Annotated in this window: 16 protein-coding genes, 3 tRNA genes and 2 pseudogenes; 14 read left to right on the top strand and 7 right to left on the bottom strand. The window is 68.8% G+C overall.

The window, feature by feature from the left end; translation table 11 throughout:
- The first annotated feature begins 70 nt into the window (after positions 1-70).
- Both OHA98_RS31185 and OHA98_RS31180 read left to right on the top strand, forming a co-directional pair.
- Entirely contained in the window at positions 71-1,417 is a 1,347-nt protein-coding gene (locus OHA98_RS31185) for a deoxyguanosinetriphosphate triphosphohydrolase (RefSeq protein WP_266930458.1), read from the top strand.
- Between the two features lie 345 nt (positions 1,418-1,762).
- Entirely contained in the window at positions 1,763-3,022 is a 1,260-nt protein-coding gene (locus OHA98_RS31180; RefSeq protein WP_266930457.1) for an NAD(P)/FAD-dependent oxidoreductase, read from the top strand.
- 158 nt (positions 3,023-3,180) lie between these two features.
- Here OHA98_RS31180 and OHA98_RS31175 read toward each other — a convergent pair whose 3' ends face one another.
- Positions 3,181-3,759 (bottom strand): hypothetical protein, encoded by a 579-nt coding sequence (locus tag OHA98_RS31175; protein WP_266930455.1) that lies wholly within the window; start codon positions 3,757-3,759, stop codon positions 3,181-3,183.
- A 165-nt stretch (positions 3,760-3,924) separates the two neighbouring features.
- Between OHA98_RS31175 and dnaG the strand changes: the two genes are divergently transcribed.
- A complete protein-coding gene (dnaG, locus tag OHA98_RS31170; protein ID WP_266930453.1) occupies positions 3,925-5,844 on the top strand; it encodes a DNA primase in 1,920 nt (639 codons plus the stop codon).
- Between the two features lie 253 nt (positions 5,845-6,097).
- A complete protein-coding gene (locus tag OHA98_RS31165; protein ID WP_266930451.1) occupies positions 6,098-7,180 on the top strand; it encodes an RNA polymerase sigma factor in 1,083 nt (360 codons plus the stop codon).
- A gap of 130 nt (positions 7,181-7,310) precedes the next feature.
- Here the strand turns inward: OHA98_RS31165 and OHA98_RS31160 are convergent, their stop codons facing one another.
- The 4 genes from OHA98_RS31160 to OHA98_RS31145 form a co-directional block, all read right to left on the bottom strand.
- Positions 7,311-9,236 (bottom strand): ABC transporter ATP-binding protein, encoded by a 1,926-nt coding sequence (locus tag OHA98_RS31160; protein WP_266930449.1) that lies wholly within the window; start codon positions 9,234-9,236, stop codon positions 7,311-7,313.
- Positions 9,236-10,969 carry an ABC transporter ATP-binding protein gene (locus OHA98_RS31155; protein ID WP_266930447.1) on the bottom strand — a complete coding sequence of 578 codons (1,734 nt, stop codon included), beginning with the start codon at positions 10,967-10,969 and terminating at the stop codon, positions 9,236-9,238. Before OHA98_RS31155 ends, OHA98_RS31160 begins: the two co-directional genes overlap by 1 nt.
- A gap of 370 nt (positions 10,970-11,339) precedes the next feature.
- The gene (locus tag OHA98_RS31150) at positions 11,340-12,785 is read right to left on the bottom strand and encodes an FGGY family carbohydrate kinase (protein WP_266930445.1); all 1,446 of its coding nucleotides are present in this window, start codon (positions 12,783-12,785) and stop codon (positions 11,340-11,342) included.
- 108 nt (positions 12,786-12,893) lie between these two features.
- A complete protein-coding gene (locus OHA98_RS31145) occupies positions 12,894-13,199 on the bottom strand; it encodes a YtxH domain-containing protein (protein ID WP_266930994.1) in 306 nt (101 codons plus the stop codon).
- Positions 13,200-13,380: 181 nt separating this feature from the next.
- Between OHA98_RS31145 and OHA98_RS31140 the strand changes: the two genes are divergently transcribed.
- The 5 genes and pseudogenes from OHA98_RS31140 to OHA98_RS31120 all read left to right on the top strand — a co-directional run bounded on the left by OHA98_RS31140 (position 13,381) and on the right by OHA98_RS31120 (position 14,784).
- Positions 13,381-13,453, top strand: a tRNA-Asn gene (locus OHA98_RS31140).
- A 5-nt stretch (positions 13,454-13,458) separates the two neighbouring features.
- Positions 13,459-13,531 (top strand) — tRNA-Asn (locus tag OHA98_RS31135).
- Between the two features lie 223 nt (positions 13,532-13,754).
- Positions 13,755-13,828 (top strand) — tRNA-Ile (locus OHA98_RS31130).
- A gap of 317 nt (positions 13,829-14,145) precedes the next feature.
- Positions 14,146-14,379, top strand: a complete 234-nt coding sequence (locus tag OHA98_RS31125; protein WP_266930443.1) for a type II toxin-antitoxin system VapB family antitoxin — start codon at positions 14,146-14,148, stop codon at positions 14,377-14,379.
- Positions 14,376-14,784 (top strand): annotated as a pseudogene (locus OHA98_RS31120) (PIN domain nuclease). The gene OHA98_RS31125 and the pseudogene OHA98_RS31120 overlap by 4 nt, the downstream one beginning before the upstream one ends.
- A gap of 225 nt (positions 14,785-15,009) precedes the next feature.
- On the opposite strand, the pseudogene OHA98_RS42780 reads toward OHA98_RS31120, so the two are convergent.
- A pseudogene (locus OHA98_RS42780) lies at positions 15,010-15,557 on the bottom strand (transposase family protein); the annotation flags it as partial.
- A 75-nt stretch (positions 15,558-15,632) separates the two neighbouring features.
- Between OHA98_RS42780 and OHA98_RS31110 the strand changes: the two are divergent.
- Positions 15,633-16,837 (top strand): IS3 family transposase gene (locus tag OHA98_RS31110; protein ID WP_266930439.1). Its coding sequence is split into 2 segments (ribosomal slippage): positions 15,633-15,921 and positions 15,921-16,837, totalling 1,206 coding nucleotides; the frame shifts between segments, so codons are not numbered across the junction.
- 33 nt (positions 16,838-16,870) lie between these two features.
- Here OHA98_RS31110 and OHA98_RS31105 read toward each other — a convergent pair.
- On the bottom strand, positions 16,871-20,572 hold the full coding sequence (locus tag OHA98_RS31105) for an ABC transporter ATP-binding protein (protein WP_266930438.1): 3,702 nt from the start codon (positions 20,570-20,572) through the stop codon (positions 16,871-16,873).
- A 529-nt stretch (positions 20,573-21,101) separates the two neighbouring features.
- On the opposite strand from OHA98_RS31105, the gene OHA98_RS31100 reads away from it, so the two are divergent.
- From OHA98_RS31100 to OHA98_RS31090, 4 genes are all read left to right on the top strand, one after another.
- Positions 21,102-21,605, top strand: a complete 504-nt coding sequence (locus OHA98_RS31100) for a hypothetical protein (RefSeq protein ID WP_266930436.1) — start codon at positions 21,102-21,104, stop codon at positions 21,603-21,605.
- Positions 21,583-22,239 carry a Crp/Fnr family transcriptional regulator gene (locus OHA98_RS43000; protein ID WP_353962256.1) on the top strand — a complete coding sequence of 219 codons (657 nt, stop codon included), beginning with the start codon at positions 21,583-21,585 and terminating at the stop codon, positions 22,237-22,239. The genes OHA98_RS31100 and OHA98_RS43000 overlap by 23 nt, the downstream gene beginning before the upstream one ends.
- A gap of 63 nt (positions 22,240-22,302) precedes the next feature.
- Positions 22,303-22,842, top strand: a complete 540-nt coding sequence (locus OHA98_RS31095) for a hypothetical protein (protein WP_266930435.1) — start codon at positions 22,303-22,305, stop codon at positions 22,840-22,842.
- A gap of 1,530 nt (positions 22,843-24,372) precedes the next feature.
- Entirely contained in the window at positions 24,373-25,668 is a 1,296-nt protein-coding gene (locus OHA98_RS31090; protein ID WP_266930433.1) for an MFS transporter, read from the top strand.
- Positions 25,669-25,707: the final 39 nt, after the last annotated feature.

Here is a 25,707-nt window from a genome sequence, read left to right as displayed (position 1 = left end):
CTCCCGGCCCCGCGTGTCTCCCGGGCCCGCGCGTGACCCGTTGTCGGTCCAGGTCGCTACTGTCGGGAGCATGGACGGGACACAGGGCGCACGCGGGGCACAACGGGCACACGGCACACAAGCCGCACAGGTCGTCGGAACGGGCCCGTACGGGCAGGCCGACACCGAGCGCTGGGACACCGAGCCGGACAAGCGGCCCGGCCGCACCGCCTTCCAGCGCGACCGGGCCCGGGTGCTTCACTCCGCCGCGCTGCGCAGACTGGCCGGGAAGACGCAGGTGGTGACGCCCGGCACCCGCTCCAGCGCCTGGGACGCCAGCCCCCGGACCCGGCTCACCCACTCCCTGGAGTGCGCCCAGGTCGGCCGTGAGCTCGGTGCCGCGCTCGGCTGCGATCCCGATCTCGTCGAGACGGCCTGCCTCGCCCACGACATGGGCCACCCCCCGTTCGGGCACAACGGAGAACAGGCGCTCAACGACTTCGCTTCGGACTGCGGCGGCTTCGAGGGCAACGCCCAGTCGCTGCGCCTGCTGACCCGCCTCGAACCCAAGCGCTTCGTCCGCGACACCCGGACCGGGGAGCTCGTCAGCGTCGGGCTCAATCTGACCCGGGCCGCCCTGGACGCCGCCACCAAGTACCCCTGGCCGCGCGGCGCCCACCCCACCGACCCCCGCTCCCCGAAGTTCGGGGTCTACGAGGACGACCTGCCGGTCTTCGAGTGGGCCCGCCAGGGCGCCCCGCAGGACCGCACGTGCTTCGAGGCCCAGGTCATGGACTGGTCCGACGACGTCGCGTATTCGGTGCACGACGTCGAGGACGGGCTGCACGCCGGGCACATCGACCCCAACTGCCTGTACGCCGAGCCCGAGCGGCGCGAGATCTGGGCCGTCGCCATCGGGCGCTACGTACCGGCGGACACCGAACCGCAGGAGCTCGCCGACGCCCTGGACCGGCTGCTCGACCAGGACTGGTGGCCGCACGGCTACGACGGCTCGGCCGTGGCCCAGGCCCGGCTGAAGGACGCCACCAGCCAGCTCATCGGCCGCTTCTGCCAGGCGGCCGAGACGGCGACGCGCGAGGTGTACGGCCCCGGGCGGCTCGGCCGGTACGGCGCGGAGCTGGTGCTCCCGCGCGAGGTCCGCAACGAGTGCGCGGTACTCAAGGCGGTCGCCGACCGCTATGTGATGCAGCGCGCCGAGCAGGAGGCCATCCGCGCCGACCAGCGGATCGTCATCGCGGAGCTGGCCGCCGCTCTCACCGCCCGCGCCCCGGAAGGCCTGGAGCCGCAGTTCCGGGCCCTGTACGACGCCGCGCCCGACGACCGGGCCCGCAAGCGGGTCCTGGTCGACCAGATCGCCGCCCTCACCGACGCCTCCGCCCGCTCCCTGCACGCCGCCCTCACGGCCCGTCACCGCTGAACCCGTCCACCGCGCCCCGCCACCGCCGGATCCGTCGCGCCCCCGCCTCCCGCTCCACCACCACCGGCGCCCCGCCCGGGAGTGTCCCGCGGCACTGGGGCGCGGCGACGGCCGTCGGCAACGGGCCAGGTGGTGTGCTGGGAGCCGTACCGCGCCGCGCGGGGAATTCCGGCTCCGTACGCAACCGGAGGACCCTGCTCCATGTGGTGCCGGCCCGGGTGGGCAGACTGGACCCATGGCCACTGGGTGTGACCTGAACGGGGCACACCCTCTTTCGCCATCACGCTGCGTGCGGGACGCTCGCAGGTGGCGGCGCCGCACAGCACTGCACTGAGGAGGCATCAAGTGGTCGACGCACACCGGACGTTCGTCATCATCGGCGGAGGACTCGCGGGGGCGAAGGCAGCCGAAACACTCCGATCGGAGGGTTTCAGCGGCCGGGTGATCCTGATCGGCGATGAGCGCGACCATCCGTACGAACGGCCGCCCCTGTCCAAGGGGTACCTGACCGGCAAGGAGGAGCGCGACAGCGTCTTCGTCCATGAGACGGCGTGGTACGCGGGCGCCGACATCGAGCTGCACCTCGGCCAGCCCGTCACGGCCGTCGACCGCTACGCCCGCTCCGTACAGCTCGGCGACAACACGGTCATCCACTATGACAAGCTGCTGATCGCCACCGGGGCCGAACCGCGTCGGCTCGACATCCCGGGTACGGACCTGACCGGCGTCCACCACCTGCGCCGCCTCGCCCACGCCGACCGGCTCCGCAACGTCCTCTCCGCGCTCGGCCGCGACAACGGCCACCTGGTGATCGCCGGAGCCGGCTGGATCGGCCTGGAGGTCGCCGCGGCGGCCCGGGGCTACGGCGCCGAGGTCACCGTCGTCGAGCCGGAATCGACCCCGCTGTACCAGGTGATCGGCCCCGAACTGGGCCAGATCTTCACCGAGCTGCACAGCGCGCACGGCGTCCGCTTCCACTTCGGCGCCCGCCTCACCGAGATCATCGGCCAGGACGGCCTGGTCCTCGCCGCCCGGACCGACGACGGGGAGGAGCACCCCGCCCACGACGTGCTCGCCGCGATCGGCGCCGCCCCGCGCACCGGGCTCGCCGAGGCCGCCGGACTCGAACTGGCCGGACGGGCGCACGGCGGCGGGATCGCCGTCGACGCCTCCCTGCGCACCTCCGACCCGCACATCTACGCGGCCGGGGACATCGCCGCCGTGGACCACCCGCTGCTCGGCACCCGGCTCCGGGTCGAGCACTGGGCCAACGCGCTGAACAGCGGTCCGGCCGCGGCGCGGGCCATGCTCGGCCAGGAGGTCGGCTACGACCGGGTGCCGTACTTCTTCTCCGACCAGTACGACCTCGGCCTCGAATACTCGGGCTGGGCCCCGCCCGGCAGTTACGACCAGGTGGTCATCCGGGGCGACGCGGGCAAGCGGGAGTTCATCGCCTTCTGGCTGAAGGACCGCCGGGTGCTGGCCGGGATGAACGTCAATGTGTGGGACGTCACCGAAACCGTCCAGGAGCTGATCCGGGCGGGACAGCAGCTCGACCCGGAGGCGCTGGGCGACCCGTCGGTCCCGCTGGAATCCCTGCTCTGACACCCCGCCGCGGGCACCCTGGGGCGGGCACCTGGGGCACCGGCGCATCCGGGGCAGCCTGGGGTGCCGTACGGAGGCCGTCTGGGGTGCCGTACCAAGGCCGTCTGGGGTGCCGTACGAAGCCGCCTCCCGGCGTGACGCCGATGCCGCCGGTGGCACTACTCGTACGGCTCCCAGGAGGTGTCGTCCTGCGCCCCGGGCGCCTGCGCGCACTCGACGAGGGCGGTGCCGACGAGCTGCCCGGAGGCGCGGGTCCACCGCAGTTTCACCGTGTGCCGGCCCGCCAGGCCCTCGCCCGCCGTCGCGGTCCGCTCGGCCTCCAGCCGGACCTCCCCGCCGTCGTCGTCCCGGGTGATCCGCCAGCCGGCCTCCGTCAGCCCGGACCGCGCGGCGTCGGCGGCGCCCATGGCGTCGGACTTCTCCATGCCGTCCACACGCCACCGGGCGTTCGCGCGGTACGCCCCGGCCACGGGCTCGTCGAGCTTCATCACGGTCCCCCCGTCGGGGAAGCAGTGGTCCGAACCGAGCGTGATCCCGCCCATGTCCGTACCGGGCGCGGTCAGCGAGTGGAGCCGCCGCGCGTCGGCCTTCACCACCGAGGCGGCGGTCCCGGGCGCGACCTCCGGGAAGTCCGGACCGCCGTACGCCGACCACAGCGCACCGCCTCCGGCCAGCACTCCGCCCGCGACCAGCACACCGGCCGCCACCAGCACCGTCGCGCGCCGTCTGTTCCGCATGCCCACCCCGTGTTCCCCAGGTCCGAAGGACCGTTCCGGCGCGAATCGTAGCTCCGGCGGCCCCGCCCCGACGCCGCGGGGCGACTGTTCGCGCGACTGCTTGCCCGACTGCTTGCGCGACTGCTTGCGCGACCGGTTGTCCGAGCCCACCCGTAGACTTCACTCGTGGCAGGCAGGATCAATGACGACGACGTGAAGGCGGTACGGGACGCGGTCCCGATCGACTCCGTCGTGTCCGAATACCTTCAGCTCCGCAACGCGGGCGGCGGAAACCTCAAGGGACTCTGCCCCTTCCACGACGAGAAGTCCCCCTCCTTCCAGGTCAGTCCCAGCAAGGGGCTCTTCCACTGCTTCGGCTGCCAGGAGGGCGGCGACACCCTTGCCTTCGTGATGAAGATCGACCACCTCACCTTCTCGGAGACGGTCGAGCGCCTCGCCGCCAAGGCGGGCATCACCCTGCGGTACGAGGAGGGCGGCTACAACCCCTCCCACCAGCGCGGCGAACGCATCAGGCTGATCGAGGCGCACAAGGCCGCCGCCCAGTTCTATGTGGAGCAGCTGGACAGCCCCGAGGCCGAGATCGGCCGCAAGTTCCTGGCCGGCCGCGGCTTCGACCAGGCCGCCGCCGCCCATTTCGGCGTCGGCTACAGCCCCGCGGGCTGGGACCACCTCACCCGCTATCTGCGCGGCAAGGGCTTCAGCGACAAGGAGCTGATCACCTCCGGTCTGTCGCAGGACGGCCGCCGCGGCCCCATCGACCGCTTCCGCGGCCGGCTGATGTGGCCGATCAGCGACACCTCCGGTGAGATCGTCGGCTTCGGCGCCCGCAAGCTGCGCGACGACGACAACGGCCCGAAGTACCTCAACACCCCCGAGACCTCGATCTACAAGAAGTCCCAGGTGCTGTACGGCATCGACCTGGCCAAGAAGGACATCGCCAAGGCCAGCCGGGCCGTCGTCGTCGAGGGCTACACCGACGTCATGGCCTGCCATCTGGCCGGAGTCACCACGGCCATCGCCACCTGCGGCACCGCCTTCGGCAACGACCACATCAAGATCCTGCGCCGCCTCCTGATGGACAACGGCAGCGCCCGGGTGATCTTCACCTTCGACGGCGACGCGGCCGGCCAGAAGGCGGCCCTGCGCGCCTTCGAGGACGACCAGAAGTTCGCCGCGGAGACGTACATCGCGATCGCCCCGGACAGCATGGACCCCTGCGATCTGCGCCTGGCCAAGGGCGACGAGGCGGTCCGCGACCTGGTCGAACCCCGTACCCCGCTCTTCGAGTTCGCACTGCGCCAGATCGTCCGGCGCTACGACCTGGAGACGCCGGCGGGCCGCGCCGCGGCGCTCGACGAGGCCGCCGCCGTCGTCGCGAAGATCAAGACGAGCAGTGTGCAGCGTGAGGTCGCCGTCCAGCTCGCCGGTTTCGTCGGCATCCTCGACCAGGAATTCGTCGTGCACCGGGTCGCGCAGCTCGCCCACTGGGCCCGCAAGGACCGTAACAATCGTGGCGACCGGGGTACCGGCCCCGGAGGACTGTCCCGGCCCGGGGCCCCGCAGCAGACCGTCCAGGCACCCACCGTCCCCTCCGGCCCCGCGCTCAACCTCCGCAGCCCCGCCCACCGCACCGAGCGCGAGCTGCTCAAGCTCGCCCTGCAGAAGCCCGCCCTGGTCTCCCCGGCCTTCGACGCCTACGGGATCGACGAGTTCACCGCCCCGCCGTACGCCGCCGTACGGCAGTGCGTCGCGGATGCGGGCGGCGCCGAACAGGGCCTGGCCGAGACCCGCGAGTATCTGGTCGCCGTCCTGGACGCCGCCCCCAACGACACCGTGCGCAACCTCGTCACCGAGCTGGCCGTCGAGGTCTTCCACGGCAAGTCCATCGACGAGACGTACGCCGGCATGCAGCTCGTCCAGGTCCGGCTGCGCGCCGTGGACCGCCGGATCAACGATGTCCAGGGCAGCCTCGCCCGCCTCGGCAGCAATGTGGCGCCGGACGACCTGGCGGCCGCGCAGAACGAGGTATGGGTGCTCCAGCAGTACGCCCAGTCCCTCCGCGCCAACGGCGCGGACGCCCTCTGACGTACGCCCACCACCCCACCCGGGACCGCGGAGGCCCAACCCGGTACCGCACCGGGGCAGCGCCGCCGGGCGGGCGGGTCCGTAATCGCCCGGTCACACACCGGACTCAGAAAGTCGCCGCACGCCCCTCGTAGGAGCGATGTGTCGTGCCCCACACTGGGGGCCGGTGCCTGAGTCATCGGAGCGCGATCGGTCCACCGAGGGCGGACCTCCATCCCCGCAATCCGGCAGCGATCACCTGGAGGTCGCCCCCGTGCAGACCCGGACCGTGACGACGACCGCGCATGTCCCGGCCATTCCCGCGCAGAACCGGGCCGTGCACCACCCGGAGACCGCGGTGGACCCGCCGCCGGAGCCCGAGACGGTCATGGAGGAGTCGACGGTTCCCGGGCCCCCGGAGCCGCACAGCAGACCGGAGACGGGCGGCCCGTCCTCCGATCTCTTCCGGCAGTATCTGCGCGAGATCGGCCGGATCCCCCTGCTCACCGCCGCCGACGAGGTGGACCTCGCCCGCCGCGTCGAAGCCGGGCTCTTCGCCGAGGAACGGCTCGCCAGTACCCCGGACCCCGACTCCCGGCTCGCCGTCGACCTGGACCGGCTGGTCGTCATGGGCCGGATGGCCAAGCGCCGGCTCATCGAGGCGAACCTGCGCCTCGTCGTCTCCGTCGCCAAGCGGTACGTGGGCCGCGGGCTGACGATGCTCGACCTCGTCCAGGAAGGGAACCTCGGGCTGATCAGGGCGGTCGAGAAGTTCGACTACGCCCGGGGCTACAAGTTCTCCACGTACGCGACCTGGTGGATCCGCCAGGCCATGTCCCGCGCGCTGGCCGACCAGGCGCGCACCATCCGCGTCCCGGTCCATGTCGTCGAGCTCATCAACCGCGTCGTGCGGGTCCAGCGCCGGATGCTCCAGGAACGCGGCTGTGAGCCGACCGCCGAAGAGGTGGCCGCCGAGCTCGATCTGACCCCGGAACGGGTGAGCGAGGTCCTGCGCCTGGCCCAGGAGCCCGTCTCGCTGCACGCGCCCGTCGGCGAGGAGGACGACGTCTCCTTCGGCGACCTGATCGAGGACGGCGACGCGGCCTCCCCGGTCGAGTCCGCCGCCTTCCTGCTGCTGCGCGAACATCTGGAGGCGGTGCTCTCCACCCTCGGCGAGCGGGAACGCAAGGTGGTGCAGCTGCGCTACGGGCTGGCCGACGGGCGGCCCCGCACCCTGGAGGAGATCGGCCGGATCTTCGGGGTGACCCGTGAACGCATCCGCCAGATCGAGTCCAAGACCCTCAGCAAACTGCGGGACCACGCGTTCGCCGACCAGCTCCGCGGCTACCTCGACTGAGAGCACCGGAAGCCCGGACGGACCCGCCCTGCCCCGCCCTGCCCCGCCCCGTCTCCGCCCCCGGGGACGGAGACGGAGACGGGTACGGGGACAAGGCAGGGCAGGGCAGGCCAGGGGACAGGACGGGTGGTCAGTCCACCTCGGCGAGCGCCTGCGCGAACTGGGCCGCGTACAGCCGGGCGTACGAGCCCTTGGCCGCCAGCAGCTCGTCGTGCGAGCCCTGTTCGACGATCGAGCCGTTCTCCATCACCAGGATGACGTCGGCATCCCGGATGGTGGAGAGCCGGTGCGCGATGACGAAGCTGGTCCGGCCGTGCGCGAGGCGCGCCATCGCCTTCTGGATCAGCACCTCGGTACGGGTGTCGACCGAGCTGGTCGCCTCGTCGAGCACCAGGATCACCGGGTCGGACAGGAACGCCCGCGCGATGGTGATCAGCTGCTTCTCGCCCGCGCTGACCCCGGAACCCTCGTCGTCGATCACCGTGTCGTAGCCGTCCGGCAGGGTACGGATGAAGCGGTCGGCGTGCGCCGCCTTCGCCGCCGCCTCGATCTCCTCCCGGCCGACCTCGCGCGAAGCGCCGTACGCGATGTTGTCCGCGATCGAGCCGCCGAACAGCCAGGTGTCCTGGAGGACCATGCCGATCCCGGACCGCAGGTCGGCGCGCGACATCTTCGCCACATCGACCCCGTCGAGGGCGATCCGGCCGCCCGTCACCTCGTAGAACCGCATCAGCAGATTGACCAGGGTCGTCTTGCCGGCGCCCGTCGGCCCGACGATCGCCACGGTCTGGCCCGGTTCGACGCTCAGCGACAGATCCTCGATGAGCGGCTTCTCCGGGTCGTAGCGGAACGACACCTTCTCCAGCGAGACCCTGCCGCGCAGCTCGTCGGGCCGCTCACCGTTCTCCGGGTCCGCCCCCTGTTCCTCCGCGTCCAGCAGCTCGAAGACCCGCTCGGCCGACGCGACGCCCGACTGGACCAGGTTCGCCATCGAGGCGACCTGGGTCAGCGGCATCGAGAACTGCCGGGAGTACTGGATGAACGCCTGCACATCACCGATCGACAGCGCACCGGAGGCGACCCGCAGCCCGCCGACGACGGCGACGAGCACATAGTTCAGGTTCGACACGAACATCATCAGCGGCTGCATGATCCCGCTGTTGAACTGCGCCTTGAAGCCCGCCTCGTACAGCGCCTCGTTCTGCTCGGCGAAGTCCCTCGCGGACTCCTCCTGCCGCCCGAAGACCTTCACCAGCGTGTGCCCGGTGTACATCTCCTCGATGTGGGCGTTGAGCTTGCCCGTCACCTTCCACTGCTCCACGAACTGCGGCTGCGAACGCTTGCCCACCCGCATGGCCACGACCACCGACAGCGGGATCGTCGCCAGCGCGACCAGCGCCAGCAGCGGCGAGATCCAGAACATCATGATCAGTACGCCGACGATGGTCAGCAGGGAGTTGATGAGCTGCCCCATCGTCTGCTGCATCGTCTGCGAGATGTTGTCGATGTCGTTCGTCGCCCGGCTGAGCACCTCGCCGCGCTTGGCGCGGTCGAAGTACGACAGCGGCAGCCGCGCCATCTTCGTCTGGAGGTCCTCGCGCAGCTGGAACACGATCCGGTTGATCACCCGGATCGAGATCCGGGTGGACACGAGCATCAGCAGCCCGGCAGCGACATAGATCACCAGAGCGATCAGCAGGACGTTCCCCACAGCACCGAAGTCGATGCCGTGACCCGGGGTGAAGTCCACTCCGGACAGCATGTCGGCCAGCCCGCCGCTGCCCTTGTCGCGCAGGCCCTCGATGGCCTGCTCCTTGGTGGTGCCCTCCGGCATCCCCCGGCCGACCACACCCGCGAAGATCAGGTCGGTCGCCATACCGAGGATCTTCGGACCGACCACCGAGAGTGCCACGCTCAGCACCCCGGCGGCCAGCATCAGGTACAGCGAGGACTTCTCCCGGCTGAACCTCTTCAGCAGCCGCTTCCCGGACCCCTTGAAGTCCATGGACCGCTCGGTGGGCGCTCCGGCCATCATTCGTCCGCCCGGCCCGGCCATTACGCGGCCTCCGCTTCCGTCAGCTGGGAGAGCACGATCTCCCGGTACGTTTCATTGCCGTCCATCAACTCGCCGTGGGTGCCCGATCCCACGACCCGGCCCTCGTCGAGCACCAGGATCCGGTCGGCGTCACGGATCGTGGCCACCCGCTGCGCCACGATCACCACCGTCGCCTCGGCCGTCTCCCGGGACAGCGCCGCGCGCAGCGCCGCGTCCGTCGCGTAGTCCAGCGCCGAGAACGAGTCGTCGAAGAGATAGATCTCCGGCTGCTGCACGAGCGTCCGGGCGATCGCCAGACGCTGCCGCTGGCCACCGGAGACATTGGTGCCGCCCTGCGCGATTGGCGCGTTCAGCCCGTGCTCCAGCTGCTCCACGAACTCCTTGGCCTGCGCCACCTCCAGCGCGTGCCACAGCTCCTCGTCGGTCGCGTCCGGATTCCCGTACCGCAGATTCGTCGCGACCGTCCCCGAGAACAGGTACGGCTTCTGCGGCACCAGGCTCACGGTCTTCGCCAGCAGCACCGGGTCCAGCGTCCGTACGTCCGCGCCGTCGACCAGCACCTCGCCGTCCGTCGCGTCGAACAGCCGCGGTACGAGCCCGAGCAGCGTCGACTTCCCGCTGCCCGTCGACCCGATGATCGCGGTCGTCTCACCGGGGCGCGCCACCAGGTCCACGGCCCGCAGCACCGGCTCCTCGGCACCCGGGTAGCGGAACTCCGCGCCCCGCACCTCCAGATGACCGTGCCTGCGCAGCTCCGTGACCGGGGCGAGCGGCGGCACGACGCTCGAATCGGTCTCCAGGACCTCCTGGATGCGTTCGGCACAGACCTCGGCGCGCGGCACCATCATGAACATGAAGGTGGCCATCATCACGGACATCACGATCTGCATCAGATAGGCGAGGAACGCGGTCAGCGCGCCGATCTGCATCCCGCCGCTGTCGATGCGGTGCGCCCCGAACCAGACCACGGCGATGGACGACAGGTTCACCACCGTCATCACGGTCGGGAACATGAACGCCATGAGCCGGCCGGTCGAGACCGACACATCGGTCAGCTCGGTGTTCGCCCCCCGGAAGCGCTCCTCCTCGTACGCGTCCCGGACGAAGGCGCGGATGACGCGATTGCCGGTGATCTGCTCGCGCAGCACCTGGTTCACGGTGTCCAGCCGCTCCTGCATCGTGCGGAACAGCGGCCGCATCCTCTTCACGATGAGGCTCACCGAGATGCCGAGCACCGGCACCACGGCCAGCAGCACCGCGGACAGCGGAACGTCCTGGCCGAGCGCCATGATGATGCCGCCGATACACATGATCGGGGCCGACACCATCAGCGTGAACGCCATCAGCACCAGCATCTGTACCTGCTGGACGTCATTGGTCGTACGAGTGATCAGCGAGGGCGCCCCGAAGCGCCCGACCTCCCGCGCCGAGAACGCCTGCACCCGGTCGAAGATCGACGCCCGGACATCACGCCCGAGCGCGGACGCGGTGCGCGCGCCGTAGTAGACGGCGCCGACGTTGCAGACCACCTGGACGACGCTGACGGCGATCATGAGACCGCCGAACTCCAGGATGTAGCCCGTGTCACCCTTCACGACACCGTTGTCGATGATGTCGGCGTTGAGGCTGGGCAGATAGAGGCTGGCACAGGTCTGCAGCAGCTGGAGGAACACCAGCAGTGCGATGGGTTTTCTGTACGGGCCGAGATAGGTCCGCAGGATTTTTATGAGCACGCGTGTCTCTCGGGTCGGCGGAGGGCAGAGGTCGCCCCATTTTCCCGTACGCCGTACGCAGACCGCGAACGCTTTTCCTCAAGCGCAGGTCAAAACCCGACCGCCCAGTGACCGTATTGCGACCGCACCACGATCAGGGCTCGACTGGTCCCGACCGCACCGCGATCAGGGCTCGACTGGTCCCGACCGCACCGCGATCAGGGATCGACTTGTCCCGACCGCACCGTGATCAGGGCTCCGACCGCCGCACCGCGAACGGCCCCGACCGCCGCACCGCGAACGGGCTCCCGGACCGGCCCCGGAGACGCGGCGCGGAGGCGTCAGGAGGCGCCAGGAAGCGCCCGGAGGCACCCCTGACGCGCCGCTCGCCTCAGACCCCGGTTCCGAACGCCCCGGGGTGAATCTGATCGCGCGTCGCCTCGTACTGCTGACGCACCGCCCGGCCCGCGGCCAGCTCCTCGCCCGGCTCCAGCACCTGCGCCGCGGCGCCCTGCCAGGCCGGGGGAGTACGCGGATCGAGGGTCCCCTGCGAGACCCCGAGCGCCCAGGCCGCCTGCCGCGCCGCACCGAGGGCCGCGTACTCGGCGGGCTGCGGTACGACGACCTGCGTACCGAACACCGCGGGAGCCAGCGCCTGCACGGCCGGCAGCTCGGCGGCGGCGCCCAGCAGGAACACCCGCCGCACCTCCACACCGCGGCCGCGCAGCACGTCGAGCGCGTCGGCCAGCGAGCACAGCATCCCCTCGAACGCGGCCCGTGCCAGATGCTCCGGCTTCATCGACTCCCGCCGCAGCCCGCAGAGCGTCCCCGCGGTGTGCGGCAGCTGGGGGGTGCGCTCGCCCTCCAGATACGGCAGCAGCACCAGCCCCGAGGCCCCGGGCGTCGACTTCAGCGCGAGCGCGGACAGCTCCTCCAGCCCCTCCAACCCCAGCATCTCGGCGGTCCCGCGCAGCGCGCGCACCGCGTTCGAGGTGTGCACCACCGGCAGATGCATCCCGGTGGCGTCGGCGAACGAGGTGATCATCCCGGTCGGATCGGCCAGCGCCTCGTGGTGCACCGCCATCACGGACCCGGAGGCCCCCAGCGACACCACCGCATCGCCCACCGCGACCCCGAGCCCGAAAGCCGCCGCCATCGTCTCGCCGGTGCCCGCCGAGATCAGCAGTCCCTCCGGCGTCGTCCCGGCACAGTCGGCGGGACCGAGCACCTCGGGCAGCGCCGCCTGATGTCCCAGCGCCAGCTCCACCAGGTCGGGCCGGTAGGAGCCGGTCCCCGCCGACCAGTAGCCGGTACCGGACGCCGCGCCCCGGTCGGTGGTCCGCCGGGCCGGCCGGCCCAGCAACTGCCACACCAGCCAGTCGTGCGGCTGCATGACGGCTGTGACGCGCTGCGCGTTCTCCGGCTCGGTCCGCGCCAGCCAGCGCAGCTTCGCCACCGGCTGCGCCGCCTGCGGCACGGCCCCGACGGCCTCGGCCCAGGCCTGCCGCCCGCCGAGCCCGTCGATCAGATCGGCCGCGGCGACCTGCGCCCGCCGGTCATTGCCGAGCAGCGCCGGGCGTACGAGATTGCCCTGGTGGTCCAGGGGGACGAGCCCGTGCTGCTGCGCGGACACACCGATGGCCTGCACACCTTCGAGCAGCCCGGCGGAGGCCGCCTCACCGAGTGAGAGCAGCCACGCCTGCGGGTCGACCTCGGAGGCCTTGGCCTCGACCGGATGCGCGGCGTACCCCTGCCGCAGCACGGCGCCCGTGTCCGTGTCGCAGACGACGATGTGAGTGAAGGCGGAAGAACTGTCCAAGCCGGCGACTATGCCCATACGCAGATTCTGCCGCACCCCCGGACCGTTCCCGCAACCGGCACCGATGGGCACCGACACCGGAACCGACCGGAACCGACCGGCACCGACCCGTACCGGTCCGGGACCTCAGGTGTTGGTGGTGCCCCAGTCGTCCTCCGCGCCGTTCAGACTGCTGCGCTCCCGCAGCGACCGCACCCGGTCGGCCACCGAAGCGGGCACCTTGTCCCCGACCTTCTCGCTCACCGAGTGGTACGCCTTGCCCGCGAAGTCCCGCCCGCTGCTCGCCGCGGACTCGGCGGCGTTGCGCACGGCGGGGTTCTCGGCGAACTGACGTGCGGACTTCTTCAACTGCTCATAACGCTCGCGCCCGGCTCGCGTGCCGAGCACGTAACCGAGGGCCAGTCCGGCGATGAACGTGAGCCGGTACCGCATGGCTGCCACCCTTCCTTCGCTCCGTGCGACGTGTGCAGGCCGCCTACCCGTACGCACCCGAGATCACCCCGAGCGATACCGATTGGCGGAGCACCCCCCTGCTTGCGCTAATGTATGTGTCGCAGCGAACGCGCGCCGCCCGGCAGCCGCCAGGTAGGTACGATTCGAGGCAACGCAGCAATCCCCTGTAGCTCAATTGGCAGAGCAGCCGGCTGTTAACCGGCAGGTTACTGGTTCGAGTCCAGTCGGGGGAGCGCGATCCCCTGTAGCTCAATTGGCAGAGCATTCGGCTGTTAACCGGAGGGTTACTGGTTCGAGTCCAGTCGGGGGAGCGGAACGGAAGAGGACCCTGCGGGGTCCTCTTTCGTATGCCCGCACCCGGTCCTCGCGGGGCAGGGTCGTGACACTTTCGGGTCTGCTTCGTCTCATCCGGAACCGGGCAGCACGCAGCGAAGTCCTCATGGTCAGGCGAAGTCGACCATCCGGAGCGAGAGATCGTATGACCGGCTATGCTGCGGCAGACGGTGCGCACACTTGTACGCGCCACGCCGAAACGGGGCGGTAGCTCAGCCGGTTAGAGCAGCGGACTCATAATCCGTCGGCCGTGGGTTCGAGTCCCACCCGCCCCACCGAGGAACCCCAGGCAGAATCGTTCTGACCTGGGGAAACTCGTTTCCGGGGGCATTTTGCGTGTGGCGGACGCCTCGCGGAAGTGCGGCGAACGTGAGCCTTCGCGCATCAAAGGGTCCCCTGGGCGGCTGTGGCCTGGTCTTTTGTGGTGACGCGTCGGTGGGAGCGTCGAGGGGCGGTCCCGCTGCCGTTGAGGGAGACGCCGCATCGACATCGTCCCGCCCGTGCGTGGTGGCCTGTCTGTCTCATGCGCGATGAGCTGCCGCGCGGGAATGTTGGTTATGTACATCGTGGACTCGCGTGAGGGGTGGCTGGTATGTCTGTGACCCAGGTCGCTCTTGACGATGAGGCGCTGGCCGAGGCGATGCGGCTGATGGGTGTCTCGACGAGGAAGGAGACGGTCAACGGGGCTCTGCGGGACTATGTGGCGCGCATCAAGCGGCTGGAGGCTGCCGAGAAGCTGGCCGCGCGGGGTGAGCGGGGCGAGTTCGAGGCTGCGGCTGCGGTGCATGCAGCTGCCAAGCGCGCTCGGCGGGCAGCCTTCGAGTGATTACGTACCTCCTTGACACATCCGCCCTGTGTCATCTCTTCCGTACGCCGGGGGCGTTGCGGCCCTGGGAGGGGCACATCGCCGCCGGTGTGTTCCATATCTGCGAGCTCACGAGGGTGGAGTTTCTCTACTCGGCCACGGGCCCGGCCCATCGGGACGAGTTGGCAGAAGAGCTGGATGATCTCTGCCATTTTCTCGCCGGTTCCCAAGAACGCGTGGCGCTGGGTCGAAACCGCGCAGTACAAGCTCACCCAGCGAGCGCAGCACCGTGCCGCCGGAGCCATCGACCTCTTGGTGTGTGCGACAGCGGTCCATCACGGTCACACGGTGCTCCACGTGGACAACGACTTCGCCACGGTGGCGGCGGTTCTCAAGGAAGTGCAGCAACGGGACGTACGCGCCTGACCGCTGTCCATCCCTGATCTTCGCAGAGAGCCCCGGCCAACGGGGATGCGGTGAAGAACGGGTTCCAAGGGCGCAAGTACCTCCCGGAGAACCTCCTCCAACCCGCCCCGAAACAAAGCGAGTTCATCCGCCCTCATAGCAGCAGGAAACCACCGGAACCACAGCCTGCCCAGGCACGGGAGGCGACGGCGAAGGCGGCGGTGTCGTGGTCTGGAAGGCTGTTGTTCAGGCTGTTGCGGTGCGGTCGGAGACGAGGCCGACGATGGCCTGGTAGGTGGCGGGCAGCACATCTCGTCGGTGGGTCCAACGGGTCAGTTGTTTCCAGTGTTTGTGGTCGGCGAGGGGGTGTTCAACGGTGATGCGCTTCGAGGAGTGCTGGTGGCGGGCTCGTCGGCGGGCTTCGTGGACTTCGGGCGGGCTGATCTTGTTCGCCTTCCGGGGCAAGGCCACCGCCTGGCCGGGGTGGTCACGGCGGAGCCCGAGGTAGCCGTCGTCCAGGAGCACCTCCACGTCGGAGAAGCGCCGGAAGCAGGCGTCGCTGCTTCGTTGCGTGCGACGGTCGCGTCATACATCCGTCCAGGTCGCAGGGCGTCACCCCATAACGTGCGGCCCCGGCTGTCGGCGATGACGGTGGCCTTTATCATGTTCTGCTTCTTCCTGCCCGAGACGAACGCACGCAGCCCGCCACGTTCGGCAACCGGTCAACGGACCTGGATCTCGGTGGCATCCACACGCAGCTCGATGCCCTCGGCCTGGGCATATGCGAACACATCGGGCCGTGACCCCGGGTTTTGGACACCGGAGAGACTTGGATCTTGATGGTCCAGGAGAACGGAGTCCCCGTGGGGATGAAGCACTGTCCCGCCGAGTTCAAGGCGGACGCGGTCGCGTTGTACCGGTCGAGGCCAGGAGCGACGATCAGGTCGGTCGCGGCTGATCCCGGGGTGAACACCGAGAAGCTGCGGAACTGGATCCGGGCCGCCGACGGGCGTCGGCCCGGTGCCCACTCCGCGCCGCCGGTCACCGCGTGGGCGGGCGATGGTGACGTTCAGGCGGAGCCGGCCGCCGCCCGGAAGAGGGTTCGCGAGCTGGAGGAAGAGCGCGACATTCTTCGCGAGGCGGCCCGGTATTTCGCGACGGAGACGCGCTGGTGAACCGCTGCCAGTTCGTTGAAGACCATCAGCGCCGTCACGGCGTGAAGCGGCTCTGCGGCATTCTCGGCCTCTCCCGGTCGAGCTTCTGCTACTGGCGTCGCACCGCAGCCGCGCGGACAGCCCGGCAGACCGCCGAGGCCGGGCTCGCGGCCCGGATACGCAGGGTCCACCAGGAATCCGACGGCACCTACGGAGTCCCCAGGATCACCGCCGAGCTCCGTGACGAGGGTGGCCCGGTGGTCAACCACAAGCGGGTCGCGAGGGTCATGCGGACCATCGGACTTGAGGGGGTGCGTCTGCGGCGTCGGCACCGCACCACCCTCGCGGACCAGACGGCTTCGAAGGCGCCGGATCTGATCGGCCGTGACTTCACCGCTGTCGTGGTGAACACGAAGTACGTCGGCGACATCACATGCCTGCCGGTCAGTGGATCGAAGCTGCTCTGTCTGGCGACCGTCATCGACCTCGCCTCACGCCGGCTGGCCGGGTGGGCGATCGCCGATCACATGCGCACCGAGCTCGTCATCGACGCCCTGGCGGCCGCCGAGCGAACCCGCGGCAGTCTCGACGGAGCGGTGATGCACACCGATCACGGCTCGCAATATACGAGTAGGGCCTTCGCGGAAATCTGCAGGTCAGCAGGGGTCCGGCAGAGCATGGGCGCGATCGGGTCCAGCGCGGACAACGCTGCGGCGGAAAGCTTCAACGCCGCCTTCACGAGGGAGACGCTCAAGGGTCGGAAGGCCTGGCCGAACGAGCGTGAGGCCAGGCTCGAAGCCTTCCGCTGGCTGACCCGTTACAACACCCGGCGCCGGCATTCCCGCCTCGGCCAGGGGTCTCCGGCCTCCTACGAAAACGACTTCCAACCCGCGGCAACTACCCTGGCCCAAGCGGCATAGACGTGTTCAGAATCCGAGGTCAAGGCCCGAGGCTCAATCCACCACCTGACTGTCCATGAACATGCGCCAGAGTTCGGCGTACTGTCCTCCCTCTTTCAGGAGTTCTTCATGCGTTCCGTCCTCCATCAGCCTGCCCTTGCACAGGACCACGATCCGGTCGGCGCGGGCAGCCGTGGTCAGTCTGTGGGCGACGATCAGCGTGGTGCGTTGACGAGCGAGCCGTTTGGTGGCGGCGTTGACAACGGACTCGGTTCTCAGGTCGAGTGCGGAGGTGGCTTCGTCGAGCAGCAAAATGTCCGGCGCGGCTAGCTCGGCACGTGCCAGCGCGATCAACTGCCGCTGACCTGAGGAGAGGTTGTTGCCGCCCTCGGCAACCTCGTGAAGGTAGCCGCCGGACAGAGCGGCAACCATGTCGTGTGCGCCCACGCTGCGTGCAGCCGCCTCTACCTCGACGTCCAGTGCCTGAGGTCGTCCGAACGCGATGGCGTCACGAACAGTACCCCTGAAGAGGTAGGGCTCCTGTGGCACGATACCGAGACGCTGCCGGTATCCAGTCAGGTCGAGCTTTCGTAGATCCATGCCGTCTACGCGCACCGTGCCCGAACTGGGGTCGTGGAACCGGGCAGCGAGCTTGATCAGTGTGGACTTGCCCGCGCCCGACTCGCCGACGAACGCAACGGTCTGGCCTGCTGGCACGACGAGATCGACGCCAGTGAGTGCGGTGGCGCCGTCTCCATAGCGGAAAGCGACACGCTCGAAGGCAACTTCTCCGCGCAGCTTTTCGACGAACCGGGGCTGAGCCGCGGCCGGTGTGGACGATTTCTCGTTCAACAGCTCCCGTACCCGACCGAGCGACTCGGAAGCCTGCTGGTAGCCGTCGAAGACCTGCGACAACTGCTGAACGGGGCTGAAGAAAAGGTCGATGTACAGCATGTATGCAACCAGCGCTCCTGCCGTCAGTGTGCCCGCCGCCACACGTCCGGAGGCCAGACTCAGTACTCCGACGGTGGCGAACGAGGCGAGGAGCTGCACGTACGGAAAGTAGATGGCTATGAGCCACTGTCCGCGTACCCGGGCCTGGCGGTAGTCAGCGCTGTGCCTGGCGAAGCGCTGTGCGCGGTCTGTCTCGCGCCCGAAGGACTGCAGGATGCGCAGTCCAGCAATGGACTCCTGGAGATCGCTGTTGACCACGCTGGCGTGCTCTCTCGCAAGACGGTACGCCCGCACGCTGTGTTGATGGAAGAGATACGTGCCGATGGCCAGCGGTGGGAGGACGGCGAGGACGACCAGAGCCAGTTGAGCGTCGATTGCGACGAGGGACACGAGAATGCCGATGAAGGTGAGAAACGCGACGAGGGCGGACGCCAGCCCCGTCTGAAGGAACGCGGACAGAGCGTCGAGATCCGTGGTCATCCGCGTCATGATCTTTCCCGGCATGTGCCGCTCGTAGTAGTCGAGACCGAGCCGCTGCAGATGAGCGAAGATTTTCACCCGCAGTGCGTAGAGGGCACGCTCACCGGTACGACCGGTCAGCTGGATGCTGCCCACCTGTGCGGCCCACTGACCCGCCACCACCACAAGTGCCAGGGTGGCAGCCCCCCACACCGCACCGATGGCCTGCCGCCGTACGCCTTCGTCGATGCCGTGGCGGATCAGGACGGGTAGCAGGAGGCCAGCTATGGCGTCGAGGCCGACGCAAGCCACGGCCAGGGTGAAGGGCACCCCGAGGCCTCTCAGCAGTCGGCGTATGCCGAAAGAGGACTCGGGCCGCTTGGCGGCTTCCTCGTCCAGGTTCGGCTCGGAGGCGGCAGGCGGCTGTGCGAGCGACCCGGCATCCCGGACTCCAGCGAGTGCCGGCCCCGTCAGGAGACCGGCTTGGGCCGCAGGTGTATGAATCCTCTTCCGTGCGGTGTGGCTCGCGGGCGCCCTCCACAGTTCGGGAGTGACGGCATCCCCGTGGGGCGTCTCGGTGGCTGCCTTCCGAGTATTTGATGTTTCGGGAGCGAGCTCGCCGGGGTCGTCGAGCAACCGCCGGTACTCGGCGCATTCCGCCCGCAACGTGTCATGAGTGCCGAGTCCGACCAACCGACCGCCTTCAAGGACGGCGATCCGGTCGGCCAGTTCCAGTGTGGAGCGTTGGTGCGCGATCAGCAGGACGGTGCGATCCTTCAAGACGTCGCGCAACGCCTCATGGATCTTCTTTCCGGCGAGGGGGTCGATCGCTGACGTTACGTCGTCGAGGAGTAGAACCGGCGGTAGGCCGGCAAGCGCCCGTGCGAGGACGATGCGCTGGCGCTGCCCTCCGGACAGGGTCAGTCCGTTGGGGCCGACAACAGTGTCATAGCCGTGTGAAAGGTCCGTAACGAACCGGTCCGCCTGGGCGACCCGGCCGACCGAGCGGACCTCCTCGTCGGTCTCGTCCGGTGTACGTAGGGCGATGTTCTCGCGCACAGACTCGGAGAACAGGAAGGTGTCGCTCGGGGCGTTGCCGATGGCTGCGCGCAGCGAACGCAGAGTGAGGTGCCGAACGTCGTGGCCACCCACGCGTACGATTCCACCTTCGACATCGTAGTGGCGCGACACCAGCGAAGTCAGCGTGGACTTGCCAGAGCCTGACGATCCGACCACCGCCATCGTCTCGCCGGGTTCGATCCGCAGTGAAAAGTCCTTGAAGACCGGGGCCAGGTCCGCATAGCCGAAGGTGATCCGGTCGAACTCGATGTCGGTGGGCACGCCCGACAACAGCTCTTGCGCGTCCGGTGTCTCTTCGACATCGGGCACCGTGTCGATGAGTGCGAACACCCGCTCCAGACTTGCTCTGGCCTGCTGTCCAGCCGTCAGTGTGGACGCGAGCATCTTCACGGAACCGACGAGCTGGGCGAAGTAGGTGGAGAAGGCGACGAAGGTGCCGAGCGTGATGTCGCCGCGCGTCGCCAGCCAGCCGCCGAGCGCGAGAACGCAGACCTGCCCGAGTGCAGGAACCGCCTGCAAAGCCGGGGTGTAGCGGGCGTTGAGTCGCACGGTGCTCAGTCTTGCGGCGAAGAGGCTGCGACTGGCGGAGCGCAATTTACCGATCTCCTGGCTCTCCTGGCCGAAACCCTTGACTACGCGGACGCCATCGATACTCCCGCTTACGACGGAGGCGACCGCGCCGGCCTGTTGCTGAGCGTGCCAAGTGGCCCGGAAGAGCTGAGCGTGGCCGCGGCGCGCTACCCAGGGCAGCGTCAGCGCCACGGCGAGCGCGATGAGGGTGAGCAATGGAGAGAGCGTGAGCATGACCGCGATCGCCACCACGAATAGCAGCATGTTGCCGATCAACGCGGGCAGCAGCCCCAGTTGGCGCTGGATCAGCTGAAGATCGGTGGTGCCGCAACCGATGACCTGACCGGTGGACAACTCGTCCTGACGTCTGCCGTCCAGCCGCACGAGCGACTCGTACATCTCGGTGCGCAGGTCGTGCTGGACCTCGAGCGCCACCAGGCTGGCGTAGTAGCGGCGGACGTAAGTGAGCAGATAGACCGCCATGGCGGCGGCGGCCATGAGCGTCAGCCATGGCATCAGCTGCCGGTCGCCGCCGTTGACCAGACCATCGATGACCAGCTTTGGGATCAGCGGCATGAGTGCCGTGACACACATCGTGACGATCGACGCCGTGAGTGAGATCAGAAGCCTTCTGCGGTATCGAAGGCAATGCCGCACGAGGCGTCGAGCCCAACTGGCTGTGCCACTACTCAACAGGAACCCCCCGTGTTGATCGTCCGGATGTACCTACGATCCGTGTGTAACGGTGAGTTAGTAAATCGATAGACCAACTCTGACACAAGAGCATGTGGCGATCCGCATACCATCGCGCCGGATATGGCGGTTTGGTGCAACCTTGCTCCCTCAACCCTCTTGTGAGGAGCGCTGGTTCGGTGAACATTCAGCTATTGACCCGCTCTTCATGTCGATGCAACGATGCACCAGCTGTCCGACGGGCAGTCGTTCCGTCCGGTCGAGAATCGTCACGTTCCGGTCGTATCGCTGGGCCACAGCGAGGAGAGAAGGCATGGTGCGACCAGGAGCACTCAGAGACCTACTGGCCTGGGCTGCCGGCCGTGGACAGGGGACAGAGGTCCCGCTCTGCGACGAGGAGCCACCGCAAGTGGTGTGGGAGGCGCTTGTCGCTCATCGGCTCACCGTGCGATTCGCGGAGCGAATGGCTGCGCTGGGTCCGAACAGTGGATACTCGGAAGTGCTTGCGTCCTTGCAGCCGTTGAACAGGATGATCGCCGAACGTGCCGAGCAGCACATCGCCCATGTTGTGCATCTCCAGGGCCTCGGCGCCCCCGGAACGCCGCCCCTTCTGATCAAAGGGTTTACTCCCCACGTCAACACTCGTGGACGTGTACCCCACCACCGGTCCAGCGACATCGACTTGCTGCCGCACGACCCGCAGCAGTTCATAGCGCACGCTCAGGAGCACGGGTACCAGGAATTCGCTCGCTACACAGGGTTCCACGAAGTCGGGTATCTGATCCTGGGAGATCCCGAGGACCAGGACAACCGGGTGCTGCTCGATATCCACCGAGGATTCCCCGTGTTCTCGTATGGCGACGGGCGCGGGCCGGAAAAAGCCGGTACCGACAGGTTCGACAGAGATCCCGAGGGAGACGCGCCCGCCGCGATCGCCGCGCTGATCAACTACGAGGACCTTGTGCCAAGGGGAGTCGCCAGACTCCGTTATCGCACTGGTCGACGGCCTGGTGAAGGTGGCGCAGATCAATGAGTGCGGAGTCGAACTGACGCTATCGCTGCGCGGACCAGGTGAAGTGCTCGGAGAAATGGGTGCACTGCTCGGACTGCCACGCTCGTCCACTGTCACCGCAGTTCGTCCGTGTACGGGGTTCGTTCTGCCCGCTCACGCCTTCCGCGGCTACATAGAGCGCCATCGCTTGGAGACGGTGGTGTACCAGCTGACCGTGGAACGGCTGAACAGCCACGAACGCCTGCGAGCGGACCTCGCGCATCTACCCCGCGTGGCGCGCATGGCCCGAATCGTCAGCCACCTCGCGGACGAAATCGGCCACCCGCACGGCGACGACGGCTTGGTCGTTGAGTTGGGCATAGCTCGGACGGAGCTGGCCACCATGGTGTCGATGAGCCGCTCATCAGCACTTGACGCTCTCAGCCAGCTTCAGGCGGCAGGGGTCCTCACACTCGGTCGCCGGGACCTAGTCATTAACCGTAGCCCACCTCAAGGCAGCCGCCCGGGACGAAGGACAGCTCCCCTGCGGCATCGGCTGCCAGGGCGACACAACCGATATGTGACTCGGGCCACGTCCGTACCATCCAGTTCTGGACCATCTGGTCCCCGCTGCTCCACAAAGGTGGCACTCGCCGCAATGTCGCGGCACAGCTGACGAGAGGAGCAGCAGATGTTGCCGTCATGGGAGCCGTTGTGGCCCTACCGAGCGGTACTGGCAGTGGACGCCCGCAACTTCAGCGCGCTGGACAGCAAGGGCATGCAACAGGTGAACGCCGACATGCAGCCGTTGCTGTCCGAGGCGCTCAGTGCCAGCAACGTGAGTGCTCACTGGGAGCGGCGCATGTTCGGCCAGCATGCTGGCGACAGCTACGTTGCCGGCATGGACCCGGAGATCCTGCCCGCGCTGGTGGGGTGTTTCCCTGACGCCCTCCGGCAGGCTCTGGCCCGCCGGAGAACTACTGCCCCCGCCAACACGCCCCTGCAGCTCAGGGTCAGCATCCACGTAGGGTCGCTGCCCCACACCGGACTGGGCGTACCGATGGTGCACACCCACCGGCTTCTGGACGATGAGGCACTGCGCACTCTGCTGAACCGCGCGAACCCGGAGATCACCAACACCGCAGTGATCATCTCGCAACGCGTCTATGAGGATGTTCTCGAAAGCGGCTGCCTTAACGGCGAAGCTTTGCCCGACCAGTTCATGCGGCACCTGGTGAGGGTGAAGAAGTGCAGCGAACGCTGCACCGCTTCTGATTGAGGGAGATCGAGCGGGACGCAACCGGATAGAAACAGACTCGAATGTCCGGTCTGCTGGTAAAGCTGCAGGTGAGAAGCGTCACCAGGATGGGTTCGAGTCCCACCCGCCCCACCGAGGAACCCCAGGCAGAGTCGTTCTGACCTGGGGAAACTCGTTTCTGGGGGTGCTTCGCGCCCGGCGGATGCCTCGTGGAGCGAGGCGAACGCGGATCTTCGCGCATCGAGGACGAGCCTTGAACGGCTGTGACCCGGGATGCGTGGCGAGCGACGCGTCCGCAGGAGCGTCGGGGGTACCTCCCACCGTCCTGGGCTTCGGCCCAGGGGTTCAGCGGCTGACGTGGCGCTGCCCCGGTCTTCAGGTCGCGGCCCCGTTGATGTGCTCGAACTGCGATCCGGTGGGTGTGTGATGCCCGCGGGGTGGTCGGCGCACGGGCAGCTGTGGAGGGGACGGGTGGCACGGGACTCGTTCGGGATCGAGCCGCCTGCCCCCGAGTGGGCCGTCCCACGAAGATCGGCAATGACCGGCCGGTGGGATAAGGGCCTCGCGACACGGGGGTGCGCCGGTGGCGGAGTGCCGTATCGCATGGTCGACTTGCTGCCCGCACACGACGATGATGTGCCTGTGGTTGTTTCTTCTGCCGTTGAGCGCGGTGATCGCGTCCGCACACGGGCGGAAGGTCCACCGAGGGGTTGCTGGGGGCACAGGTGTCTGCGCGACTCCGTCGATCGTCCGGTCGCGGCGAGGAGCGACGGCAGCGGTGTTCGAAGAGAACCACCTAAAGGAAAATGGTGCGTCTCCCGAACATCGCCGCAGGTCAAGAAGTGTCGACCCCGCGCCTGCGGGGATGGTCCGCTGAACCGTCGCAGTAAATACCAGATTTACTGGTCGACCCCGCGCCTGCGGGGACCAACTTCCTGACCTGTGGCCTTGTACGAGGCGACCACGTAACCGGTCACTTCACTGCCCCGGATACCAGCGGCGAACCCGCCGCTACCGCAGGGCCACGGGTACTTCCGGCGGGACGGGTCCAGCGCCAACGGCGGCAACGGGTGACCGACTCGAAGTCGGTGGCCACGGAGGCGGGTTGCATCGCCGATGCGATCCGTGTGGGTACCACGGCCAGACCCACGGCGGCGGCGACGGTTGCGCCGACCAGGCTGCGACGACTGCGGTCCGGGTGGTCGCGGCTGTGGGGAGGGGAGAAGCCGAGTGACTCCAGGTCTTGGCCCAGCACACGCGTGAGAGCCACCCTGCAGCGCGGCCCACCTACCGCACCTGACGGACGGGCACACCCACTGCCGACGAACCGACTGCGCCTGCCCCTGCCACACCTGACCGGCCCGCTCGCGGGTGGACCACATCGGAGAGCGGAATGCCGAGGGCTGCGGCGGTACGGAGTCGATCGCCGTACCTGGGCGCCGCGTGTTCCGCCGTTTCGGAGGCTGGCGGCGGGGCTGCACGGGGCTGCCCGGGGCCGGTGGGGCGTTGGGCGGGCCTCGGCGGTGGGGACGGGGGTCGCTACCATCCTCTGTGACCGAAGCGACCGAACCACCCGTACCCCGCACACGCATATTCGCCGACCTGACCCCGCTGCGTACCTCGCCCGACTACCGGCGGCTGTGGTTCGGGAACACCGTGTCCTGGGTCGGGCAGGGCATGACGGCGCTGGCCGTGTCGCTCCAGGTCTACGACATCACCGGGTCCGCGTTCTCCGTGGGGCTCATCGGGTTCTGTTCGCTCGTGCCGCTGGTGGTGTTCGGGCTGTACGGCGGAGCCGTGGCCGACACCGTCGACCGGCGCAAGCTCGGTCTCTTCAGCGCCACCGGGTCGTTCGTGCTGTCGCTGGTGCTGGTGGCCGTGGCGGTCGCCGGGGTGGAGCAGGTGGGGCTGCTGTACGCCGTCGTCGCGCTCCAGGCCGTCTGCTTCGCGCTCAACTCACCGGCCCGTAGCTCGATGATCGCCCGGCTGCTCCCGGCTGAGCAGCTGCCCGCGGCCAACGCGCTCAACTCCATGACCAGCACGACCGGGGCACTCGTCGGCCCCATGCTGGGCGGGCTGATCGTCGGCTGGTGGGGCTACCGGGCCGCGTACACCGTCGACGCCGTCACCTTCACCGCCTCCCTCTACGCGATGTGGCGGCTTCCCTCGATGCTCCCGGAGCGCGCCGAGGGCGAGGGCAAGGGCGAGGGCAAGGGCGAGGGTGGGGTGCGGAAGCGGGCCTCCGTGCTCGACGGGCTGCGGTTCCTCGGGACCCGGCCGAACCTGCGGATGACCTTCTTCACCGACCTGTGCGCCATGGTGCTCGCCCACCCGCGTGCGCTCTTCCCGGTCGTCGCCGTGGTCTGGTACGGCGGTGACGCGAAGACCACCGGGCTGCTGGTCGCCGCACCGGCGCTCGGGGCGCTGCTGGGCGGTGTGTTCTCCGGCTGGCTCGGGCGGATCCGGCGGCACGGGCTCGCGATCATGGTCGCCGTCGCCTGCTGGGGCTCGGCCGTCGCCGTCTTCGGGCTGACCCGGCAGCTCTGGCTCGGGCTCATCTTCCTCGCGCTCGCCGGGTGCGCCGACACCATCTCCATGGTCTTCCGCAACACCATGCTCCAGGCCGCCGTGCCGGACGAGATGCGCGGGCGCCTCCAGGGCGTCTTCATCGTCGTCGTGGCCGGCGGGCCGCGGCTGGGGGACTTCCTGGCCGGTTCGGTCGCCGATCTGGCCTCCCCGGCCGTGGCCATCACCGGCGGCGGCATCGCCTGCGTGGTCGCGGTCTCCCTCCTGGCGCTGCGCTGGCACGGCTTCGCCCGCTACGACGCACGGGACCCACAGCCGTAACGGACGGAGGGGAGAGGGAAGTGGATGGAGAGGGGAGGG

It is taken from the genome of Streptomyces sp. NBC_00654 (assembly GCF_026341775.1).
GTDB lineage: Bacteria > Actinomycetota > Actinomycetes > Streptomycetales > Streptomycetaceae > Streptomyces.
The sequence above is the reverse complement of the archived record's forward strand: the minus strand, read 5'-3'. Positions and strand labels throughout refer to the sequence as shown.